Here is a 20,750-nt window from a genome sequence, read left to right on the forward strand (position 1 = left end):
TGTTGTTAGTTAAAAGTTACTGAAAATTCATCAACTATTTCTAGTTCGGTTCTAAAGGCTAGCATTTTGTCAGCAAAACGTTTTAGTCCGTCTTGACGTAAAGCATCAGCATGATTGTTGTAATAATCTTCTAAATCGGTTCTTGATTTTGCACGATACTGAATGGAGTAGGTTGTGCCTCCCATTTCTTCTTCAATAAGTACTTTGGTTAACTTAGCTTCAGTGAAATGACCTGTTGCCAAAACCAATGCAATGTGGTTTTTTATCCAATTGAGCCACTCTTCATGTATGCTTTCGTCAATATTAACGGTTACGTTGTATATTATCATGGTTGTTATTTTAATGGATTCCGAACTGGTTACGGAAAGACAAAACTTGTATTATAGTGTTTTTGCAAATAACAGGAGTTCTTCATCATCTTCAAAAGGTTTTACTCTTTTTTCATAAGATAAGCCTAATTTTTCTAATAGTTTAATTGAATTTGTATTAGTAGGCAATGTGATTGCTGTTATTTTTTTTAGTTTGAATTGGTCTTTGGCAAGTTTTATAATTTCAGAAGACGCTTCAAACCCATAACCTTTACCTTCATAATTAGGAAGTAGCGAAAAACCAATATCTACATATTCTAACTCATCGCGTTTTACCAAACCACAAGTGCCAATTGATTTTAGATTTTCATCTTTTAGTTGAATTTTATAAAACCCAAATCCATGAGTATCATAACTTTTTAGGGTTCGTTCTTTTAAATAGTCTTCAGCTTGAGCAACAGTTCTCACATTTCGGTCACCAATATATTTCAACCAATGAGGGGAATTCATGAGTTCTAAAATAAAAGGAGCATCTTCTAAAGTGATTTTAGAAAGCTGAAGACGGTTGGTTTCAACAAGCATAAAATTTAGTTTATAGTATCACCACGTAGCATCCTGAAGTTTTTCCTGGCTTCAACAAAATAAATACTGTCTTGATGATTGAATATGATTTTTTCGTAAAGTGCTTTAGCTTCTTCGGGTTCGCCTAAAATATTATTGTAAAGTTCAGCTAAAAAATAGTAAGCATCGTCAATTAAAATACTGTCACTAAAGTCTGTTATAATTTTTTGATAGTTAACCGTTGCTTTTTCATACTGTTTCTTTTTTTCGAAAAGTTGTGCTTGCATTAACAAAGCTTGACCTTCAATACTTTCACCTTCATGCTCTGTAAGAATCTTGTCTAAAAGTGTAATGGCTTCATCAGTTTTATTTTGAAATGCCATAAGGTCTGCTTTTGCATAAAGCTTTAACGCTACGTGTAAAGAATCTTCATATTTATTGTCAGAAATAAGTAGTTTTAAATCTAAAGCATCATTAGCAATAAGCTGCGATGTTGATGATTTTAAAATTTTAAGCTGCGATTCAGCCCAATCAAAATCACCTTTATAATAACTAGTTTTGGCAACTTTAAAACGTGCATCTTGCGAAATGGTACTGTTTTTTAAATTGGCTTGTATTTGAGAATAGTAAATAAGCGCTTCATTAAATTTTTCTTGATACACCAAAACATCACCAAGTTTTAGCTTTACAGTAGCTTTTTGAAATTCAGAAACATTAAGGTTTAAAGTTTCTTTTAAAAACTTGCTAGCATCTTCAGGTTTGTGTAAGTGAAACGCCAAAAAATCGCCATAAGCAATTTGTAAAGAAAGGGTTTGCTCATACCTACCATATTGATTAAAAAGCGCTAGATACTTATCGTTTATCGCATTAAAATCTTTTTTAGTAGCATTTATGGTTTCTATCTCCAATAAAAATTGATGTGCTCTTAAAAGACTAGAAATATCTTGTGAATTTTCTAATACAAAATTGAATATTTCGGTTGCTATGCTGTATTGTTTTTCATCTAGAGTTGTAAGTGCAAGTTCAATAATTCGGTCTAGACTTTCAGGGTTTCTTCTATAAAGGGCTTTCTCTTGAGTAAAGGATTTGTTATACTCTTTTTCTTGAACAAACAGCCAGCTCAGTAACTCATACCAATACACATCAGGATTGGTTTGCAACTTTTTAAGTAATAACCGTTTTAAGAAAATGTTGTTTTCGTTTTCGCTGTTTTCTGAGACAAAATCGCTAAAAGCGCGCTTTGAGTTATTTAAAAAGCTAGGGTTGGTTTCTATATAATCTATATAGTTAGAAAACATTTGCTCCACATTACCTTGCTCACCATAAATTCGTGCCAGTTGAATGTTATAGTTTTGTTTAGGATTAAGTTCAGCACCTTTTTTATAGGCAGAAATGGCATAATCTAAAAGGGAATGATTTTCAAATTGTCTAGCAATACTACTTGTATAAATAGGTTTTTCATCGATTTTTAAAAGCGCATCGTTATAATGTTTTTTTGCAATTTCTATACTGTCTTGTAGTTGATAGTTGTAACCCAGTTCTACCATAAGGGTTGGAAAAGTACTTTTCTCTAAACGTTGGAGCAATAGGTTTTGAACTTCGGTATAGCGCTCTAGCTGTTGTAATGTTTCAACTATTTTGTAAAGGTAAGTTGTGCTTGGTTTTTCAGTATATAATTTTTGGTATTCAATAAGGGCTTTTTCAAATTCACCACGTTTAAAATAATCACTTGCCAACTGCTCACTTTGGGCAAGCATTAAAGTGCTAAACAGTATTAGGGCAAAAGTTAATATCCTCTTCATAAAGCTATTTTAAATAAACAACCTAAATACAGGTTTTGGTGCGCTTATTTCGATTATTTAGTAAATATAACAAATGCTAGCTTTGGATATTGTAAATGTTTTGATAAAAAAAATGCCTAAACGCAAGTTTAGGCATTACCAACCAAAATAAATGTGCTATTAACCATTATTTTAAAAAAATGATTCAGTTATTCTGCTCTGGCATTTTTTATTGTTAACCAAAGGTATATTCTAAAAGAAAATTTTACTGACCATAACGACCAGTGAAACCAGTATTATAATGCGTTTGATATTTTTCATAAGTAGGTTAGCTTTTAATACTTTACTAACATCAAAAAATTTTATGAAAAAACAAAAGAAAACGCTAAAAATTCGTTAAACAACGTCTTTTTTTAGCGTTTTATCGAAATTTGTAGAAAAAATACTACAGATTTTAGATTTTATCAAATCCAGTATAAGGAACTAGAACATCAGGGATTTTTATACCATCTTCAGTTTGGTAATTTTCTAAAATTCCTGCAAGCACTCTTGGTAGAGCCAATGAGCTTCCATTTAGGGTATGTGCTAATTCATTTTTACCTTCAGAATTTTTAAAACGTAATTTTAAGCGGTTTGCTTGAAAGGTTTCAAAATTAGATACTGAAGAAATCTCTAACCAACGGTCTTGAGCAGTTGAGAATACTTCAAAATCGTAGGTTAATGCTGATGTAAATCCTAAGTCACCACCACATAAACGTAAAATTCTGTAAGGTAATTTCAGTTCTTTTAAAATGGTTTTTACATGCTCTACCATTTCGTCTAGAGCTGTATAAGAACGCTCAGGATGTTCAACACGTAGAATTTCAACTTTATCAAATTGATGTAGTCGATTTAACCCTCTAACGTGTGCGCCATAACTTCCTGCTTCACGACGAAAGCAAGGTGTGTAGCCTGTAATACCTATTGGTAAATCGCTTTCGTTAAGTAAGGTATCTCTAAATAAATTGGTTCCAGGAACTTCAGCAGTTGGAATTAAATATAAGTTGTCACCAGTAACGTGGTACATTTGCCCTTCTTTATCTGGCAATTGTCCTGTTCCAAAACCAGACGCTTCATTAACTAAATGTGGTAACTGGAACTCCGTATAACCTGCTTCGGTATTTTTATCTAAAAAGTAAGCGATAAGTGCACGTTGTAATCTTGCACCTTTACCTTTATACACAGGAAATCCTGCTCCAGTAATTTTATTACCCAATTCAAAATCGATAATATCATACTTTTTGGCTAATTCCCAATGTGGTAGTGCGCCATCAATTAACTTAGGAATATCACCTTCTCTATACACTTCTTCGTTATCCTCATCGGTATTTCCTTTAGGAACGCTTTGGTGAGGTACGTTTGGAAGTTGGTATAAAAGCGCGTTTAGTGCATCAGCTTTATCATTAAGCTCTTGCTCTAATTGTTTAGTGTCTTCTTTAAGTTGAGTTGTTTTTTCTTTTAAAGCATTGGCTTCTTGTGCTTTTCCAGCTTTAAACAAGTTCCCTATTTCTTTGGAGATACTATTAGATTCAGCTTTTAAGTTATCTAAAGTTGCTTGAAGATTTCTTCGGTCTTCATCTAAAGTAATAACATCGTTTATAGATTGTTCAGCATCAATATTACGTTTTGCTAAACGCTCAATAACCAACTCTTTGTTTTCTCTAATAAAAGGGACTTGTAACATGGTGTGAAAAATTTAAGCGACAAATTTAATGAATTGCCAAAACATTTAATCGAGTTTTGAAGGTAAAATCCACGAGCTGTGTTTAAAAACATCCCATTTTACATTGGCAAGGTCAATATTAGGATCTATAAGCTGTTGTCTTGGTCTTCCATTTACGCTTATGCTACAGTTTACAAAGACTTGCACGTCAAATCCTTTTTTTGCAAAATCTTGTTTTAAATGTTGTGCAAATTGCCAGATGACATCTGGTTTGGTGGTTGCACCTCGTTGTTGTTTTCTGGTTAAATAGTCGTTTAATTTAACAGGTAATACATTGTTAGTGTTTTTGTCAATGACTTTATAAGTGCAAAACCCACTTTTTGAGCGTAGCATCATTCGCCATGACAGTCTGTGACCTTCTTCGGTCCAAAGCACATTATCTTGAATAAAATGATGACGAATAGGTAATAGTACTTGAATGATAAAATACACTGAAAATAATCCTACATAAAATTGATTTCCTTTAGGGATGATAACTTCAGCTTCATTATAAAACGGTTTCTTTTTAAAGAATATATTTTGAATGGTTTTAGGCTCAAAAAAGAACAAAATAAAGGCTAAAGACAAATATGGAAATATACCTACATGGAAAATAAATGAATTGAACAGATGAAAGAAAATAGAAATGATAAACGCAAATTTCCTTGTTCTTTTCCATAGCAATAACGGAATGATAAGTCCGTCAAACAAAATGCCTCCATAAGCCAGCATATAGTGTAACCACTTGTATTGTAAAATATCACCAACTAAAACAAAATGTTGTTTGGCTTTCATCATGAGTTCAATAGTAGTGGTGTTTAACCAATCAGGATATATCTTGGCAATTGAGGCGTATGTGTATACAATAAAGAGCTGAATAACAAATACATATTTGCACCACTGTGGCATTGAGCCTCTTTTTAATTTCGGGTTTTGTTTGGCATCAACCGAAAGGTAAGTGTGCGCAGGTTGAAACACCATTATGGCACTCAATAACATTAATAAGTAGTAGTGATTGTTATAAGACGATTTTTGCATAAAGTAAGTGGCAGACCACATGATGGTAAATGCAAACATGCTCCATCTGTATTTATAACCTATCATTACAAAAAGGCCAAATATTCCCATAATTGCATAATAGAGATACATCCAGTTTCCTGGTAAAGGCTGTAACCATTCAAACCCTATAAATGTAAAAGTAAATTCAGGTTCAATAAGCGTTCGTTTTACCCAACCAGTAAAGATGGCTCCAACACTTTCTAAGAAAATAAGTAGTCCAAAAATAATTCGGAATACAATTAATGCACTGTTGTCAATATGTTTAAATAAAAACCTGTTCATCTAATTAAATAAAGTCAATGCTTTTTCTTTGTCTTTGTTGAGTTGTTCTTTAAGTGATTCAACCGAATCAAATTTTTGCTCGTCTCTAAGTCTGTCAATTAATTCCACTTGTATTGAAGTGTCATAAATATCTTCATTAAAATTGAAAAAGTGTACTTCAATAGATTGCGTTTTTCCATTAACAGTAGGATTGGTTCCAATATTCATCATCCCATAAACTGTAGTGTTGTTAATATTAGATTGCACTACATAAGCACCATTTTTTGGGATGAGTTTATAATCTTCAGGTATTTTAACATTAGCAGTAGGAAATCCTATTTTACTACCAATTTGTTTTCCTTTTACAACGTTACCTGATAAAAAGTAATTGTAACCTAAATACGTATTTGCGGTTTTAACATCACCATTATTTAAGGCATTTCTAATTTTAGTTGAACTAATAGCAACATCTTCAATGTCTTTAACAGAAATTTCTTCTACTTCAAAATCAAATTGAGCACCATAACCTTTTAGGTCTTCAATGTTTGCGCTTCTATTTCTTCCAAACCTATGGTCGTAACCAATGATAACGTGTTTAACGTTTAATTCATCAACTAAAATATGCTTTACATAATCGTTAGCTGATAGTCTAGAAAAATCTTGAGTAAACTTTTTTATAATAAGATTATCAATACCAATTTGAGACAAAATAGTTTTGCGCTCATCAATAGTATTCAACAATTTAATATCAGCATGAGTTTGCAATACCATTCTAGGATGCGGAAAGAATGTTAGCAATGAAGATTCTAGGTTTTTTTCTTTTGCAACAGTTATTAACCTATTAATTATTTTTTGATGTCCTAAATGGACACCATCAAAAGTACCAATAGTAAGTACTGATGGCGCTTTAGAATAGGAAGTTAGGGAATTATATATTTTCAAAAGATTTTTTTGTAAAAATAGCTAATAAGCATTGAAATAAAAAGGAAGGCTTAAAAGGTAATAACTTCACAAATATTAGAGTTTATTTATGTTAAAAAATCACATTTTGTTAAAGAAAACTTAATATAACAATTGATTTTGATTAAATTTGGAGGATGTTTATAGATATTATCCTTTTTTAATTAATACAATTTATATGAAAATGAACTTTACTATTAAATCCCTTTTTGCAATGCTTATGCTAATATGCGTTGCTAATAGCTACTCTCAACAAAGGACTTGTGGAGTGGATGAGTATATGGAAGAAATGCTCAAAAACCCTGAGTTAGCTAAAAAATATGAAGAAAATCAAAAGAAATTTCAAGCAGAGCTTGCTAGAAGAGCTAATGGAGACTATAGTGCTAGAGGAGCTTCAATAGTTATACCTGTAGCTGTTCACTTTCCAACAGGAAATGAGGCAGATAGAGACTGTCTTGTTGCATTGGCTCAAAGTCAGGTAGATGTTTTAAATGCTGACTATACAGCAATGAATGCTGACATTTCTAATTGGACTGCAGCAAGTCCGTTTTATCCAGGATTACAACCTGGAGTGGCAAATATTTCTTTTTGTTTAGCAGTTTCCGATCACCCTGTTGGAGTTGACCCAGAATTACTTGAAGGAGAGCCAGCTGTTACTATTGGTTATAACTTTGCAAATGGTTCTGGATTTCCAGAGTTAGACTCTAATTGGGCTGGATATATGAATTTTCTGATCAAACCATTAGATGGTACAACTCTTGGGTATTCACCATTAGGAGGTAGTATTGAAAATGGAGGAGCTGTTGTAATGAATCTTAGTACTTTTGGAACTGGATCTGGTTGTCCTGGTTCTGGAATTGTACCTGGAGCACCTTTTAATCTTGGTAGAACAGTGACGCATGAGTTAGGGCATTTTTATAATCTAAATCATACATTTGCGGACTTTACATGTACAGGTGATGATGGGCTTGCCGATACGCCAAATATTGACACAGAATCTTATAACTGTCCACCAGCTGGATCAGTGAATGCTTGTACACCAGGTCAATATTCATTAACGATGAATTATATGGATTATGTTAACGATGCTTGTATGTATATGTTTACACCAGATCAAATGAATGTTGTTGATGCATATGTTTCAAGTGTTTTAGCATCTCAAATAAAACCAGGAGTTTGTGAGCCAGCTACACCAGGTTTTAATTTAGCAACAACAGATAATGAAATATTCAGTTGTCCAAATACAGACACAGAAGCTGTATTTACGTTTAATTATTCAACAATTTTAGATTTTAATGAGACTACAACTTTTTCTGCTTCTGGCGTTCCTGCTGGAGCAAGTGTAGCCTTTAGTCCAACGTCATTAAATAGTAATGGAAGTTTTACTATGACTATTGGTAACTTAGGAATGACTGCTCAAGGAGATTATACAATAACTGTTACGGGAACTTCTAGTTCAGTAACTAAGAGTTTTGACGTTGTTTTAAATAATAATTGTACAGAAATACAGTGTAATACATATGAGTCAGCTCCAAACTTGAATTTAACAATAACAGATGGTGCTGGTGGTTCGGCTGGTCAACCAATTTTAGAGCATGTAATTAATATTCCTGATTCAGGATTAATAGAAAGTATGACAGTGAATGTTAATGTTTCTCATACTTATGTTTCTGATGTAAGAGCTGTTTTACTTCACCCTAATCAAACAGATTTTATCTATCTATGGAATTTAAACTGTGGTAATAACGATGACTTTGATGTGACTTTTGACGATGAAGCTAGTGCTATTACTTGTGGTTCTCCTACTGTAGGAACTTTTCAGCCTGCTCAAGCATTAAGTGCTTTTTCTGGGTTAGAATCTCAAGGAGATTGGACATTGATTATGTTAGACTATTTTGCAGGAGATGAGGGCACATTAAATAATTGGTCAATTGAAATTTGTTCAGAACAACAACTTAGCGTAGATGAGTTTTCAGCTAATGAGTTCTCAATTTTCCCTAATCCAAACAATGGTGAGTTTACTATCAAATTAAACTCAAACTCAGGAAACAACATCGCTGTTGATGTTTTTGATATTAGAGGAAGAAAAATATTTAACAACTCTTATTCTAGAAATAATTCAGATTTCTCTCAATCTATTAAGCTTAATAGTGTAGAGGCAGGTATGTACTTAGTAACCGTAAGTGATGGAGCTAAGAAAATAACTAAAAAGATTATTGTAGAATAATAATTTTTAAAATTTATAAAAAGAGAGACACTAACGTCTCTCTTTTTGTTTAATACCTTTACGTAAATAAAAATTTTTTCAATATTATGAGAATTAAATTACTTTCCATCAAAGCCCTTTTCTTCTTATTGTTACCATTAATGTTGTCTGCTCAAAATAACGAGTGGCAGCGATTAAAAGAAGTTAGAAAAGTAGAAGACGTCAGTCTCGAAAATTTAGACAAAGATAATTTTAGCATTTTTCAGCTAGATATAGAATCTTTAAAATCAAAACTTGTTGATGCACCATTAAGAAGTGAATACAGTGGGACATCAAACACAGTGGTTTATTTTCCTGATGTTTTAGGTAATTTGCAACAATTTAGAATTGTTGAAACAGCAATCTTTTCTTCACAAGATAATGCTGGTCTTCATAAAAATATAAAAACTTATTTGGGTTCTAGGCTTGATAATTCAGGAACTCGAATTCGTTTTAGTGTTACACCTTTAGGCTTTAATGCAATGGTTTCTGAACCAGGAAAGGAAACTTACTTTATTCAACCAGTAACTAAGGTTTCTAACGGACAATACCTTGTATATAACAGAAGTGCAAGAAATGAAACAACTGTTAATAATGCATTTGAATGTTTAACAGAAGACCTTCATTTATCTTCTAGAGAGACTATGAATACATTGTTAGCAAGAGATGCTAATGACCAGTTATTAAGAACTTTTAGAATAGCTGTTTCAGTTACTCAAGAGTATACTAGCTTTTGGGATGATGGAAATGACGCCAATGGTATTGATAGAGAAGATGCATTAGCTCAAATGGTATCAACTTTAAATAGAACTAATGAAGTGTTTGAAGTAGATATGGCTATTACATTTCTATTGGTTGATACTGTAGATGATCCTGCATTAGATCTTATTTATTCACCTACTTTCCCTGACCCTTATGGTAGTGACTTAAATGGAGGTTTACAAACAAATTTAACAGCAACAGTTGGTGAGTCTGATTATGATATAGGTCACTTATTAGATTATGGTGGAAATAATGGTAATGCAGGTTGTATTGGCTGTGTTTGTGAAAGTGGAAAAGGTAGTGGGTTTTCTTCGCATTCGTTTTTAGATAATGGTGGAGGTCCATACATGTCTGATTTTTTTGACATTGACTATGTACCACATGAAATTGGTCATCAAATGGGAGCTAACCATACTTTTTCTTATGGATCTGAAGGTACAGGAGTAAATGCCGAACCAGGAAGTGGTACAACAATTATGGGTTACGCTGGTATAACAGGAGCTAATGATGTTCAGGATCATAGCGACCCTTACTTCCATTATTTTTCAATTAATCAAATTTTGACTAATGTTTCGTCTGCTCCAAATAATTGTGCAGTAACAACAAACATTACTAATAATCCACCTGTAGCTAATGCAGGAACTAATTATACAATTCCTCAAGGAACAGCATTTATTTTAAAAGGAAGTGCTACTGACCCTGATGGAGGAGATATATTAACCTATACTTGGGAGCAAATTGATAATGGTGTAACCACATCAAGCAATTTTGGACCTACTAAAACTACTGGAGCACTTTGGAGATCAAGACCTCCTAGTACATCTCCTAATCGTTATATGCCAATTCTTCAAAGAGTTTTAGACGGAGAACTTACCGAGAGCAACCCTGTTGAATCTATAGATAATACAACTTGGGAAACTGTTTCTACTGTAGGAAGAAACTTAAACTTTGCTTTAACTGTTAGAGACCGACAAGAAACTGGAGGAGTTGGGCAGACACCTCAAACAAGTTACGATACCATGACAGTTACAGTTGATGGAAGTTCAGGGCCTTTTACAGTTACATCTCAAGATTCAAATGTTACTTGGGATGCTGGTTCAACTCAAACTGTTACCTGGAATGTTGCAGGAACTGATGCAGGTTCTGTAAATACACCAACAGTAAATATTTTATTATCTGTTGATGGTGGGCAAACGTTTCCTTATACTTTAGCTTCTGATGTGCCAAATGATGGATCACATGATATTACTGTTCCTTTAACAGGAGGAGATACTTCAACTGCAAGAGTAATTGTTGAAGGAAACAATAATATATTTTATGCAGTAAACTCATCAGAGTTTAGTATTCAGGAGTCAGAGTTTGTTATAACGGTTGATGAGGTTTCGTTAGATGTTTGCCAACCGAATGATGCAGTATATTCTTTTACTTACAATACATTTTTAGGGTTTAGTGATACAACAAACTTTAGTGTTACAGGGCTACCTGCTGGTGCAAGTGCAACGATAAACCCAACTTCAGCTATTGCTGACGGAACCACAGGTACAATTACTATTAGTGGTACAGGGTCTCTTGCAACAGGAAATTATCCTTTTACACTTGAAGGAGTTTCAGGAGCTATAACTCAAACTGTAAATTTAGAAATGAATGTCTATAGTGCTACAGTAGCGCCTGCAATACTTACATCACCTTCTGATGGTGCAACAGGTGTAAGTTTAGAAGCAGATTTGATGTGGAATGGAAGTGACAATGCACAAGAATATTTTGTTGAGGTTTCTACCGAAGCAAATTTTGCATCAATAACTGAAAGTGCTACAGTACAAGGCACATCTTATACAGTAAGTAATCTGTCAACTAACACACTGTATTATTGGAGAGTTACAGCATCTAATTTATGTGGAACAGCAAATTCATCGGCTGTGTTTAGTTTTACAACTGCTAATATTGAATGTAACTTTTATAGTGCAACCGATTTACCTATAGATATTCTTGAAACAGGTAATGGAACGGATAATTACACATCAATCATTAACGTAGCAAACGACGCTCCAATTACTGATGTTAACGTAACCATCAATATTCAACACGACTGGAATAATGATTTAGATATATTTTTAATAAGCCCATCAGGAACAACTGTTGAACTTTCAACAGATAATGGTGCAGATGGAGATAATGATTATGTTGATACAGTTTTTGATCAAGAAGCATCTACACCAATAACAAGTGGAACATCACCATTTACTGGAACGTTTATTCCAGAGGGAGATTTATCTACACTTTATGGTGAAATGTCTGGAGGAGATTGGACCTTATCAGTAGATGATGATTTTGGTCTTTTTGATGGAGGTCAAATTACTGAGTTTACTCTAGAGCTTTGTACAGAAGGCTCGTTATCAATTGATGAGTTTACTACAAGTGAATTTACAATTTTCCCTAATCCTAATCAAGGAGAGTTTACAGTGAAGTTAAATTCAAATTCAGGAAGAGATATTACAATTGGTGTTTATGATGTTAGAGGTAGAAGAATTTTTAATAACTCTTATGTTAACGCTTCTGATTTTACACAAACTATTAGGTTAAATAGTGTAGAAGCAGGTATGTATTTAGTTACCGTAAGTGATGGTGTAAATAAAACCACTAAAAAGATTATTGTAGAGTAGTCGTTTTTTAGTTTGAAATAAAAAAAAGAGGAGCTGTAAGCTCCTCTTTTTATTTTCCGTTAAAAGTATTCATAGTATTGTTTACACCTGCTGTAGCAAATGATTTTATAATCTCAACCGATTTTTCTAAGCGTTCTTTTAGTTGAGTCGATTCTTCTTCTGTCCATTCTCCTAAAACATAATCTACTTGCTTGCCTTTGCTAAAACTATCGCTTATTCCAAATCTAAACCTGTTGTATTTGGTGGTTTGTAATTTGTTTTGAGTGTCCTTTAATCCGTTATGGCCACCATCACTACCTTTTGTTTTAAGACGTAGTGTTCCAAAAGGAAGGTTTAAATCATCAGTAATAACTAATAAATTTTCAAGAGGAATTTTTTCCTTGGTCATCCAGTATAGTATGGCTTTTCCGCTTAAATTCATGTAGGTATTAGGCTTTAATAATAGTAACTGTCTGCCCTTAATTTTATAAGTGCATAAATCACCTAACTTTTGAGTTTCAAAAGTAAGCGACTCGTTTTCCGCTAAAAAATCTAAAATCTTAAACCCAATGTTATGGCGTGTGTTTTCATACTCGCTACCAATATTTCCTAATCCAACTATTAAAAATTTCTTCATTACTTGTTCTTCTTCGTTAAAGGAAGTTTGTTTTTTCTTAAATATGTTAAACAGAAATTTACACATTTTTATCAATTTCTGTAAAAGTAAAAAAGCATCCTGAGTTATCAGAATGCTTTTTATAATTTAAACTATTAAGTTTTTTAAGCTTCAGCAGGAGCTTCTCCTTCTGCTGCTGGTGCTTCAGCTCCTTCTTCTAGTTCATCTTCGTCTTCATCATCAGTCATAACTGATGCTCTTGCACGTTTAACTTGACAAACAACAGTGTTGTCTGGGTGCATGATTGTAAAGTCGTCACTAGCTAATGCGGTTACATATAATTTACCACCAATCTTTAAAGGTGTAATATCAGCCTCTAAAAAGTCTGGTAAGTTTGCTGGTAAAGCTTTTACTTTTAACTTACGATTGTTCTTTCTAAGAACACCGCCATTTAATACACCTCTAGAAGTTCCTATAATGTGAACAGGAATTTCCATAGTAATTGGTTTGTCTGGGAATAACTGGTAAAAATCTATGTGTAAGATTTTATCTGTTACTGGGTGAAACTGGATGTCTTGTAACACAGCATCGAAAGTGTCACCATTGTCTAAAGCAATCACAACTGTATGCGCGTTAGGCGTATAAACCAGTTTTGAGAATGCTAATTCATCTGCAGAGAAATGCACTGGTTTATCTCCTCCGTATAATACGCAAGGAACCTGACCAGCATTACGTAAGGCTTTTGTTGCTTTTTTGCCCACGCTTTCTCTTTGAGATCCGTTGATTGTAATTGATTTCATAATTGTTTATTTATTATTACTTATTTGTGTTATGGAAACTTCGTTGATTAAAAATCAACTTGTTTTCATTATTTATATAATTATTAAAAATTACATTACAAATTTTGAACTAATTGATTTGTTGTAATGTACATTTTGCATTACATCAGCAAAAAGTTCAGCACAGCTTAAAATTCTAACTTTTTCACAAGCTTGTTTAGAAGGGATTGAATCGGTAACAATTAATTCTTCTAACTTAGAATTTTCTATTTTTTCATAAGCACTTCCAGATAGAATAGGGTGTGTACAAATAGCTCTTACACTTTTTGCGCCTCTTTCCATCATCAAGTCAGCTGCTTTTGTTAGCGTTCCTGCTGTATCTACCATATCGTCTACAAGAACAACATTTTTACCAGTAACGTCTCCAATTAATTCCATATGTGAAATAACATTGGCCTTAGCACGTTGCTTGTAACAGATAACCACATCACTTTCTAAAGCTTTAGAATAAGCATAAGCTCTTTTTGAACCTCCCATATCAGGAGATGCAATGGTTAGGTTATCTAGGTTTAAGCTTTTTAGATATGGTAAAAATATTGTAGATGCAAATAAATGGTCTACAGGTTTTTCAAAGAATCCTTGAATTTGATCAGCATGCAAGTCCATGGTAATAATACGTGTTGCACCAGCAGCTTCTAACATTTTTGCTACTAATTTTGCAGCAATAGGAACTCTAGGTTTGTCTTTTCTGTCTTGTCTTGCCCAACCAAAGTAAGGTAAAACAGCAGTAATGTGTCTTGCAGATGCGCGTTTTGCTGCATCTATCATTAACAACATTTCCATTAAATTTTCTGGACCAGGATGTGTAGATCCAATAATGAAAATTCGGGTTCCTCTTATTGATTCTTCGTATGATGGTTGAAACTCACCATCGCTGTAAGTTGATGTAATAACATTACCTAATTTCACTCCAAAATTAGCTGCAATTTTCTCAGCAAGTTCTTTACTTTGAGTACATCCAAAAATCTTTGCTTCTGTGCTTACATTTGGCATTTGTAAAATATTGTTTTGTAACGTATTAAATCGCCTTTGTTAAATGAGGTGCAAATTTAGGAATTTATTTGAACTGAAAAAGCATAAAACCCACTATTTTTGATTGTTGGTATAGAATTATTTTATAATTTTGCAATCCAAATTTGCTCAAGTGGCGGAATTGGTAGACGCGCTGGATTCAAAATCCAGTTTCTTCGGAAGTGTGGGTTCGATTCCCACCTTGAGTACAGATAAAAACCTCAACTATTTAATAGCGAATAGATTGAGGTTTTTTCGTTTTAGAGTTTAGTAAATATTTTTTGATTGAATTAAAGTAAAGGCTTAATAATAAATGAATATATCAACCCTAGAATAATACTAACAATTGCTAAGATGAAGCAGTAAATAAACACTCCAAACAAAAAATTATGATATTTACCCTTGTCTGGCTCATCGTCAAACCATGGTTTCCAAAGGTTTAATAAAACGCCTAATCCAACAAGTATTAGATAATAGTAATTCTCCAATTTTTATTAAATTTTTAGTTGCATAAAACTATCAAATATATCTCAGGATATTTCTCCTTAAGTACAGATGAAATCTGTAATACAATTGAAATTAAATTGTTTACGGTTTTTTGTTTTTAAATAGTCTTCTTAATCACATGCGTCACGATACCCCAAATTTGAAAATCGTTATCATTGGTTACTAATAATGGCTCGTAAGCAGGGTTTTCTGGTTGAAGGTAAACCCCTTCTTTAGTCACTCTCAAACGTTTTACAGTAAATTCGCCATCAATAAAACATACTGCAATTTTATTGTGTTGCGGTTCTAAACTTTTGTCTACAACCAGTAAATCGCCATCATCCAATCCTGCACCAATCATGGATTGACCACTTACTCTAGCATAAAATGTAGCTTCTTTGTTTTTAACTAAAGTCTTGTCTAAACTTATTTTAAATTCTTTAAAATCATCAGCAGGTGATGGAAATCCAGCAGAAATACCTGTTTGCGCAAGCACAACTTCTAAATCGTGAGAATCATCAGGAGAGTAGAACTCTAATGCGTTTTTTGGTGTTAAGAATTTTAATGACATTTTACAGTAAGTATTTCGTTAATATTTGTGGTGTATCTTGGAGATAATCGTTCTTGACGCATTTTCCAGGTGCGTTTTAAATCTTGATTACCTATTTTTATTTTGTAGGTTTCATATTTTTGGTTTAATACATCAATAGAGTGCATTAATGAAGAATGTTTTGGGTTTTCATGAATAAATAAATCTAGTTGATGATTGTCAGTTGGTACCAAGCCAGTAACAATAACACCAGCGCGCTTGTACTTAATTCCAGATTTATAAATTTCAGAAACTGCTTTTACAGCACATTGGCTAATAGTTAACGAGGAATCAGTTGGGTAGGGTAATGCAACCATTCTGCTCGCTTTATGTTGTGGTAGTTCTTTTTTATGTCTGTCGCTACTCAGTAATACTATTATTGCATGACAACGCGATTTTTGTTTTCGGAGTTTTTCAGCACAACTAGTAGCAAATGTAGAAATACGCTCTTTTATGTTTTCTAGGTCTGAATAGGTGTATTCAAAACTTCGGGTTGTAGCAATAGAGCGTTTAGGTTCTCTGTATTCTAAAGGTATTTTAGAGATGCCTTCTAAATCTTTTTTTAATCGCCATTCAGTAATTGAAAAATTAGATTTAACCCATTCATCTGAAAGTTGAGTGAAATCAAAAGCGGTATGACATTGCTTTGCTTTTAATCGTTTTTGTAGCCTGTAACCTATTCCCCAAACATCTTCAATCTTTAGCCATTTTAAGGCTTTAATGCGTTTTTCTTCAGAGTCAATAACATAAACGCCTTTGGTTTGCTTAGGAAATTTTCGTGCTATTTTATTGGCTACTTTAGAAAGTGCTTTTGTAGGTGCAATACCAACACAGGTAGGAATTCCTGTCCATTTTAATATGCGTAGCCTAATGTCATTTCCGTAGGAATTAAAGTCATAGTTTTTAAACCCTTTAAATTGTAAAAAGGCTTCGTCTATACTATATACTTCTACATCTGGAGTAAATTGTTCTAATATCTTCATAACACGACTACTCATGTCGCCATACAATGGATAGTTTGAAGAAAACACATGAATATTGTTTGCTTTAAAAAATGCATCATATTTAAACGCAGGAGCTCCCATGGGTAAACCCAATGCTTTGGCTTCATCACTACGCGATATTACACAGCCATCATTGTTTGATAATATTGCAACAGGCTTATGATTTAATTGAGGTTGGAATACGCGTTCGCAAGAGGCATAAAAATTATTACAATCTACAAGTGCAAACATGTGTATAAAATTAATGCAAATGGCTTTATAATTATAATTTTTTGTGGGTCAGTTATGTTAAAATTTGTTTTGCAGATACGTTATTAATTGTAACTTTGAATTAACCCAAATGCAATAAACGATGCTTGACGATTTTCTGTCCAACTTACAACATGGAATTTACCATATCCTAAACGTAAATGCCTACGAACACATTGTTTTTTTAATTGTGTTAGCAGTACCTTATTTGTTTAAGGACTGGAAACGTATATTACTTTTAATAACAGTTTTTACTTTAGGTCATACCGTTTCTTTGCTGTTAGCTACTTACAATGTAATTAGCGTTAACAGTAGTTTAGTTGGTTTTTTAATACCACTTATAATACTTGTTGTAGCACTTTATAATGTATTTACAGCAGGTAAAAAAGCGCATAACGAAAAGGTTGGTATACTATTTTTGTCAACGTTATTTTTTGGTTTAATACATGGCTTAGGTTATGTAGGCACTTTTGAGTCTCTTATAAAAGCATCAGATAATAAATTACTTTCGGCATTAGAGATTTCGTTAGGTATAGAAGTAGGGCAAATTATAGTTGCTTTTATTGTTGTGTTTTTAGGATTCTTATGTCAAACCATTTTTAGGTTTTCTAAACGCGACTGGGTTATGGTTGTTTCTGCTATAGTTGTTGGGTTACTTATACCAATGCTTATTCGAAGTAATATATTTTCGTAGAAATTATATTTTTTTTGATAAAATTTTAACGCATAATTATTATAAATTAAACTGCGAAGCACTTATATTCGTTAAATGTTTGATTTTAAACGCACAATTCAAATTAATTAATGCCAAAAGAAAAACAATTAAGATACGATAAAGCTTATCTTAGAATAGCAAAAGAATGGGGAAAACTGTCACATTGCAAGCGTAAACAAGTAGGCGCTTTAATAGTAAAGGACAGAATGATAATTTCTGATGGTTATAATGGTACACCAACTGGTTTTGAAAATTACTGTGAGGATGATGAAGGCTACACAAAATGGTATGTATTACATGCCGAAGCTAATGCTATTTTAAAAGTAGCAGCATCAACACAGTCTTGCAAAGGAGCAACACTTTACATTACGTTGTCACCATGCAAAGAGTGTAGTAAACTTATTCATCAAGCAGGTATTGTTAGAGTAGTGTATAGTGCTGCATATAAAGATGATTCAGGTTTAAAGTTTTTAGAAAAAGCAGGAATTGAATTACAATTAATAGAAGATGTAAAGGCATAATGTCATTTCAAAAAAAATACATACCACTTATTATAGGTGTTGCTGTTGCAGCAGGTGTTTTTATTGGAGGTAAATTAAACTTTACAGATACTTCAGATAGATTATTTACATCAAACAGTAAAAAAGACAAACTCAATAGGTTGATAGATTATATTGATTATGAGTATGTTGACGAGGTAAATACCGATAGTATTGTTGATGTAACTGTAAATGGGATTTTAGACAATCTCGATCCACATTCTACTTATATTCCAAAAAGCGAATTACAACGTGTTACCGAAAACATGAAAGGTGATTTTATTGGCATAGGTGTGAGTTTTTATACTTATAAAGACACTGTTACAGTAATAAGACCAACCGAAGGAGGTCCGAGTGAGAAAGCAGGAATAAAAGGTGGTGACCGAATTATTATGGCTGATGGCGATTCTATTTTTGGAAGAGAATGGAGTAATGAAGCTATTATTGAAAAACTTAAAGGCGAGAAAAACACTAAAGTTCATTTAAAAGTTTTAAGAAAAGGAGAGGACGAACTTCTAGATTTTACTGTAAAACGAACCGATATTCCTATTAAAAGTGTTGATGCTGCTTATATGCTTACCAACAAATTGGGTTATATAAAAATCAATCGTTTTGCAGAGTCCACTTACAAAGAATTTAAAAAAGCATTAGATAAACTACAAAATCAAGGAGCAACCCAATTGGCATTAGATTTAAGAGATAATCCAGGAGGTTTTCTTGGAGTTGCTGAACAAATTATAGATGAGTTTTTAGAAGACGATAAACTGATTTTATTTACTAAAAACAAATCGGGAAAAATTGAGAAAAGCTACGCTACGCGAAGAGGCGATTTTGAAGAAGGCGAAGTCTATATTCTTATTAATGAAAACTCAGCCTCAGCAAGCGAGATAGTTGCAGGTGCTTTACAAGATAATGACAAAGGAACCATTGTTGGTCGTCGTTCTTATGGAAAAGGACTGGTACAACGCGAAATGGCTTTAGGAGATGGTAGTGCTGTGCGCTTAACGGTTTCAAGGTATTATACACCTACAGGTCGTTCAATACAGCGACCATATCATAATGGTAGTAGTGACGATTACTATAACGATTATTACAAGCGTTTAAGTAGTGGAGAGTTGAGTGAACAAGAAAATATAAAGGTTGCTGATTCTTTAAAATTTACAACACCTAACGGAAAAGTGGTATATGGTGGAGGTGGCATTATTCCTGATATTTTTGTGCCACTAGATACTAGTATTCAAAACGAAACTTTAAACTACATAAGACGTAGAGGTTACATAAGTAATTTTGTGTTTGAAGAATTAGATAGAGATCGAAGTGTCTATGAAAAAGTCACTAGAGACGATTTTATAAAGAATTTTGAAGTAAGTGATGACATTGTTATAAAGTTTCAGGATTATCTAAACCTAAAAGAGCGTACTAAAATCACATTTGTGGCGTATCATGATGCTATGAAGCAACTGATAAAAGCAGACTTAGCAGACCAATTATATGGTGGTAATGCTAGTGAGCAAATTATAAATGAAAAAGACGAAATGATTTTAGAAGTGATTAAGCTTAGTGAAGATGAAAACTTCTAAACCTTATCATGTACATGGCTTTGTTTACCATTATTCCATAACGTAAGAATATCAGTCGCTACTTGTGCGCCACTACCTGATGCTATGGCGAATTGACTTCTCCAACCAGCTAATGTGCCAGCAACATACAAACCTTCTTCTACTAAATGATCATCGTTTTTAAGCCAAATACGGTCTTTTTCTATAGCAGCTCTTGGGTGAGGTTCTACATAGCTTTCCAATCCTTTAATAGATAAAAGATTGGTGTAGCCAACAGCTACAACCACAGTTTTGGATTGGTAACTACCTTTATTGGTAGTAACAGTAAAATAGTTGTCAGTTTTAGAAATCTCTAAAACTTTTTCGTTGTCTATCTGTTCAACATGAGGATAACGAGATGCTAAATGCATTTTACCATTTTCTAGAATAGCTTCTCCTGTAGTGCCTTCGGCTAAACCAAGTACATTATAAAATAAAGCGTTTTGTAAATGAGACGCTTTTTGATGCACAATAATACCTATTTTTTTGTCTTCAGCGTAGGGCTTTAATTTAGCAGAACCTAACACTAATGCACAAGACATACCTGCTGCTCCACCTCCAATAATTAAAGTGTCAAACATTATTTATTCTCTTTAGTTTTTTTCTCAATTAATTTTGAGGTTCTCAATATTTGTAACAAAACAATTGCGCAAAGTGAGGTTAAAATAGTGATAAGAGCAATAACACTTTGTCCTTCAAAAGGAGCATTAACATCTACTTGAGTGATATTAAAAATTATTAATGCAATAGCAATAACAGTTACTATTATGGTGAAAATTTTCATTTA

18 protein-coding genes and 1 tRNA gene are annotated in these 20,750 nt (G+C 33.1%); 6 read left to right on the forward strand and 13 right to left on the reverse strand.

The features are described from left to right. Positions 1-5: 5 nt before the first annotated feature. The 6 genes from A8975_RS11315 to A8975_RS11340 form a co-directional block, all read right to left on the reverse strand. Positions 6-329, reverse strand: a complete 324-nt coding sequence (locus tag A8975_RS11315; protein ID WP_134200586.1) for a DUF4286 family protein — start codon at positions 327-329, stop codon at positions 6-8. Positions 330-380: 51 nt separating this feature from the next. After that, positions 381-890, reverse strand: a complete 510-nt coding sequence (locus A8975_RS11320; protein WP_134200588.1) for a GNAT family N-acetyltransferase — start codon at positions 888-890, stop codon at positions 381-383. Between the two features lie 5 nt (positions 891-895). Beyond that, a complete protein-coding gene (locus A8975_RS11325) occupies positions 896-2,671 on the reverse strand; it encodes a tetratricopeptide repeat protein (RefSeq protein ID WP_134200590.1) in 1,776 nt (591 codons plus the stop codon). A gap of 433 nt (positions 2,672-3,104) precedes the next feature. Further along, the gene (serS, locus tag A8975_RS11330; protein ID WP_134200592.1) at positions 3,105-4,373 is read right to left on the reverse strand and encodes a serine--tRNA ligase; all 1,269 of its coding nucleotides are present in this window, start codon (positions 4,371-4,373) and stop codon (positions 3,105-3,107) included. A 45-nt stretch (positions 4,374-4,418) separates the two neighbouring features. Further along, entirely contained in the window at positions 4,419-5,732 is a 1,314-nt protein-coding gene (locus A8975_RS11335) for an HTTM domain-containing protein (protein ID WP_134200594.1), read from the reverse strand. Beyond that, entirely contained in the window at positions 5,733-6,653 is a 921-nt protein-coding gene (locus tag A8975_RS11340; RefSeq protein ID WP_134200596.1) for a bifunctional riboflavin kinase/FAD synthetase, read from the reverse strand. Positions 6,654-6,855: 202 nt separating this feature from the next. On the opposite strand from A8975_RS11340, the gene A8975_RS11345 reads away from it, so the two are divergent. After that, positions 6,856-8,898 carry a T9SS type A sorting domain-containing protein gene (locus tag A8975_RS11345; protein WP_161566755.1) on the forward strand — a complete coding sequence of 681 codons (2,043 nt, stop codon included), beginning with the start codon at positions 6,856-6,858 and terminating at the stop codon, positions 8,896-8,898. An 86-nt stretch (positions 8,899-8,984) separates the two neighbouring features. Further along, the gene (locus A8975_RS11350) at positions 8,985-12,338 is read left to right on the forward strand and encodes a reprolysin-like metallopeptidase (RefSeq protein WP_134200598.1); all 3,354 of its coding nucleotides are present in this window, start codon (positions 8,985-8,987) and stop codon (positions 12,336-12,338) included. Between the two features lie 49 nt (positions 12,339-12,387). On the opposite strand, the gene pth is transcribed toward A8975_RS11350, so the two are convergent. The 3 genes from pth to A8975_RS11365 all read right to left on the reverse strand — a co-directional run bounded on the left by pth (position 12,388) and on the right by A8975_RS11365 (position 14,765). Next, positions 12,388-13,020 carry an aminoacyl-tRNA hydrolase gene (pth, locus tag A8975_RS11355; protein ID WP_131508746.1) on the reverse strand — a complete coding sequence of 211 codons (633 nt, stop codon included), beginning with the start codon at positions 13,018-13,020 and terminating at the stop codon, positions 12,388-12,390. A 77-nt stretch (positions 13,021-13,097) separates the two neighbouring features. Next, positions 13,098-13,733: a 50S ribosomal protein L25/general stress protein Ctc gene (locus tag A8975_RS11360; protein ID WP_131508748.1), complete on the reverse strand. Its 636-nt coding sequence runs from the start codon at positions 13,731-13,733 to the stop codon at positions 13,098-13,100. A gap of 90 nt (positions 13,734-13,823) precedes the next feature. After that, positions 13,824-14,765, reverse strand: coding sequence for a ribose-phosphate pyrophosphokinase (locus A8975_RS11365; RefSeq protein WP_129760882.1), 942 nt, complete (start codon positions 14,763-14,765; stop codon positions 13,824-13,826). 145 nt (positions 14,766-14,910) lie between these two features. Here A8975_RS11365 and A8975_RS11370 point away from each other — a divergent pair. Then, positions 14,911-14,992: transfer RNA gene (locus tag A8975_RS11370), tRNA-Leu, on the forward strand. Positions 14,993-15,387: 395 nt separating this feature from the next. Here the strand turns inward: A8975_RS11370 and A8975_RS11375 are convergent. Both A8975_RS11375 and A8975_RS11380 read right to left on the reverse strand, forming a co-directional pair. Further along, positions 15,388-15,840 carry a LexA family protein gene (locus tag A8975_RS11375; RefSeq protein WP_134200601.1) on the reverse strand — a complete coding sequence of 151 codons (453 nt, stop codon included), beginning with the start codon at positions 15,838-15,840 and terminating at the stop codon, positions 15,388-15,390. Further along, the gene (locus A8975_RS11380; RefSeq protein ID WP_134200603.1) at positions 15,831-17,093 is read right to left on the reverse strand and encodes a Y-family DNA polymerase; all 1,263 of its coding nucleotides are present in this window, start codon (positions 17,091-17,093) and stop codon (positions 15,831-15,833) included. Before A8975_RS11380 ends, A8975_RS11375 begins: the two co-directional genes overlap by 10 nt. A 121-nt stretch (positions 17,094-17,214) precedes the next feature. On the opposite strand from A8975_RS11380, the gene A8975_RS11385 reads away from it, so the two are divergent. The 3 genes from A8975_RS11385 (at position 17,215) to A8975_RS11395 (ending at position 19,945) form a co-directional block, all read left to right on the forward strand. Continuing rightward, the gene (locus A8975_RS11385; protein WP_129760885.1) at positions 17,215-17,805 is read left to right on the forward strand and encodes a HupE/UreJ family protein; all 591 of its coding nucleotides are present in this window, start codon (positions 17,215-17,217) and stop codon (positions 17,803-17,805) included. A gap of 110 nt (positions 17,806-17,915) precedes the next feature. Continuing rightward, positions 17,916-18,347, forward strand: coding sequence for a deoxycytidylate deaminase (locus A8975_RS11390; RefSeq protein ID WP_129760886.1), 432 nt, complete (start codon positions 17,916-17,918; stop codon positions 18,345-18,347). Beyond that, a complete protein-coding gene (locus A8975_RS11395) occupies positions 18,347-19,945 on the forward strand; it encodes a S41 family peptidase (protein ID WP_134200605.1) in 1,599 nt (532 codons plus the stop codon). Before A8975_RS11390 ends, A8975_RS11395 begins: the two co-directional genes overlap by 1 nt. Here the strand turns inward: A8975_RS11395 and A8975_RS11400 are convergent. Next, the gene (locus A8975_RS11400) at positions 19,942-20,544 is read right to left on the reverse strand and encodes an NAD(P)/FAD-dependent oxidoreductase (protein ID WP_134200607.1); all 603 of its coding nucleotides are present in this window, start codon (positions 20,542-20,544) and stop codon (positions 19,942-19,944) included. The genes A8975_RS11395 and A8975_RS11400 overlap by 4 nt on opposite strands. Continuing rightward, entirely contained in the window at positions 20,544-20,747 is a 204-nt protein-coding gene (locus tag A8975_RS11405) for a hypothetical protein (RefSeq protein WP_131508760.1), read from the reverse strand. The genes A8975_RS11400 and A8975_RS11405 overlap by 1 nt, the downstream gene beginning before the upstream one ends. Between the last annotated feature and the right edge of the window lie 3 nt (positions 20,748-20,750).

Source organism: Meridianimaribacter flavus (assembly GCF_004366715.1).
GTDB classification, from domain to species: Bacteria; Bacteroidota; Bacteroidia; order Flavobacteriales; family Flavobacteriaceae; genus Gaetbulibacter_B; species Gaetbulibacter_B jejuensis.

Excerpts from the sequence above, each read along its gene's own strand:
- A8975_RS11315 (WP_134200586.1), bottom strand. The coding sequence starts at position 329 with ATGATAATATACAACGTAACCGTTAATATTGACGAAAGCATACATGAA.
- A8975_RS11320 (WP_134200588.1), bottom strand. The coding sequence starts at position 890 with ATGCTTGTTGAAACCAACCGTCTTCAGCTTTCTAAAATCACTTTAGAA.
- A8975_RS11325 (WP_134200590.1), bottom strand. The coding sequence starts at position 2,671 with ATGAAGAGGATATTAACTTTTGCCCTAATACTGTTTAGCACTTTAATG.
- serS (WP_134200592.1), bottom strand. The coding sequence starts at position 4,373 with ATGTTACAAGTCCCTTTTATTAGAGAAAACAAAGAGTTGGTTATTGAG.
- A8975_RS11335 (WP_134200594.1), bottom strand. The coding sequence starts at position 5,732 with ATGAACAGGTTTTTATTTAAACATATTGACAACAGTGCATTAATTGTA.
- A8975_RS11345 (WP_161566755.1), top strand. The coding sequence starts at position 6,856 with ATGAACTTTACTATTAAATCCCTTTTTGCAATGCTTATGCTAATATGC.
- A8975_RS11350 (WP_134200598.1), top strand. The coding sequence starts at position 8,985 with ATGAGAATTAAATTACTTTCCATCAAAGCCCTTTTCTTCTTATTGTTA.
- pth (WP_131508746.1), bottom strand. The coding sequence starts at position 13,020 with ATGTGTAAATTTCTGTTTAACATATTTAAGAAAAAACAAACTTCCTTT.
- A8975_RS11360 (WP_131508748.1), bottom strand. The coding sequence starts at position 13,733 with ATGAAATCAATTACAATCAACGGATCTCAAAGAGAAAGCGTGGGCAAA.
- A8975_RS11365 (WP_129760882.1), bottom strand. The coding sequence starts at position 14,765 with ATGCCAAATGTAAGCACAGAAGCAAAGATTTTTGGATGTACTCAAAGT.
- A8975_RS11375 (WP_134200601.1), bottom strand. The coding sequence starts at position 15,840 with ATGTCATTAAAATTCTTAACACCAAAAAACGCATTAGAGTTCTACTCT.
- A8975_RS11380 (WP_134200603.1), bottom strand. The coding sequence starts at position 17,093 with ATGTTTGCACTTGTAGATTGTAATAATTTTTATGCCTCTTGCGAACGC.
- A8975_RS11385 (WP_129760885.1), top strand. The coding sequence starts at position 17,215 with ATGCTTGACGATTTTCTGTCCAACTTACAACATGGAATTTACCATATC.
- A8975_RS11390 (WP_129760886.1), top strand. The coding sequence starts at position 17,916 with ATGCCAAAAGAAAAACAATTAAGATACGATAAAGCTTATCTTAGAATA.
- A8975_RS11395 (WP_134200605.1), top strand. The coding sequence starts at position 18,347 with ATGTCATTTCAAAAAAAATACATACCACTTATTATAGGTGTTGCTGTT.
- A8975_RS11400 (WP_134200607.1), bottom strand. The coding sequence starts at position 20,544 with ATGTTTGACACTTTAATTATTGGAGGTGGAGCAGCAGGTATGTCTTGT.
- A8975_RS11405 (WP_131508760.1), bottom strand. The coding sequence starts at position 20,747 with ATGAAAATTTTCACCATAATAGTAACTGTTATTGCTATTGCATTAATA.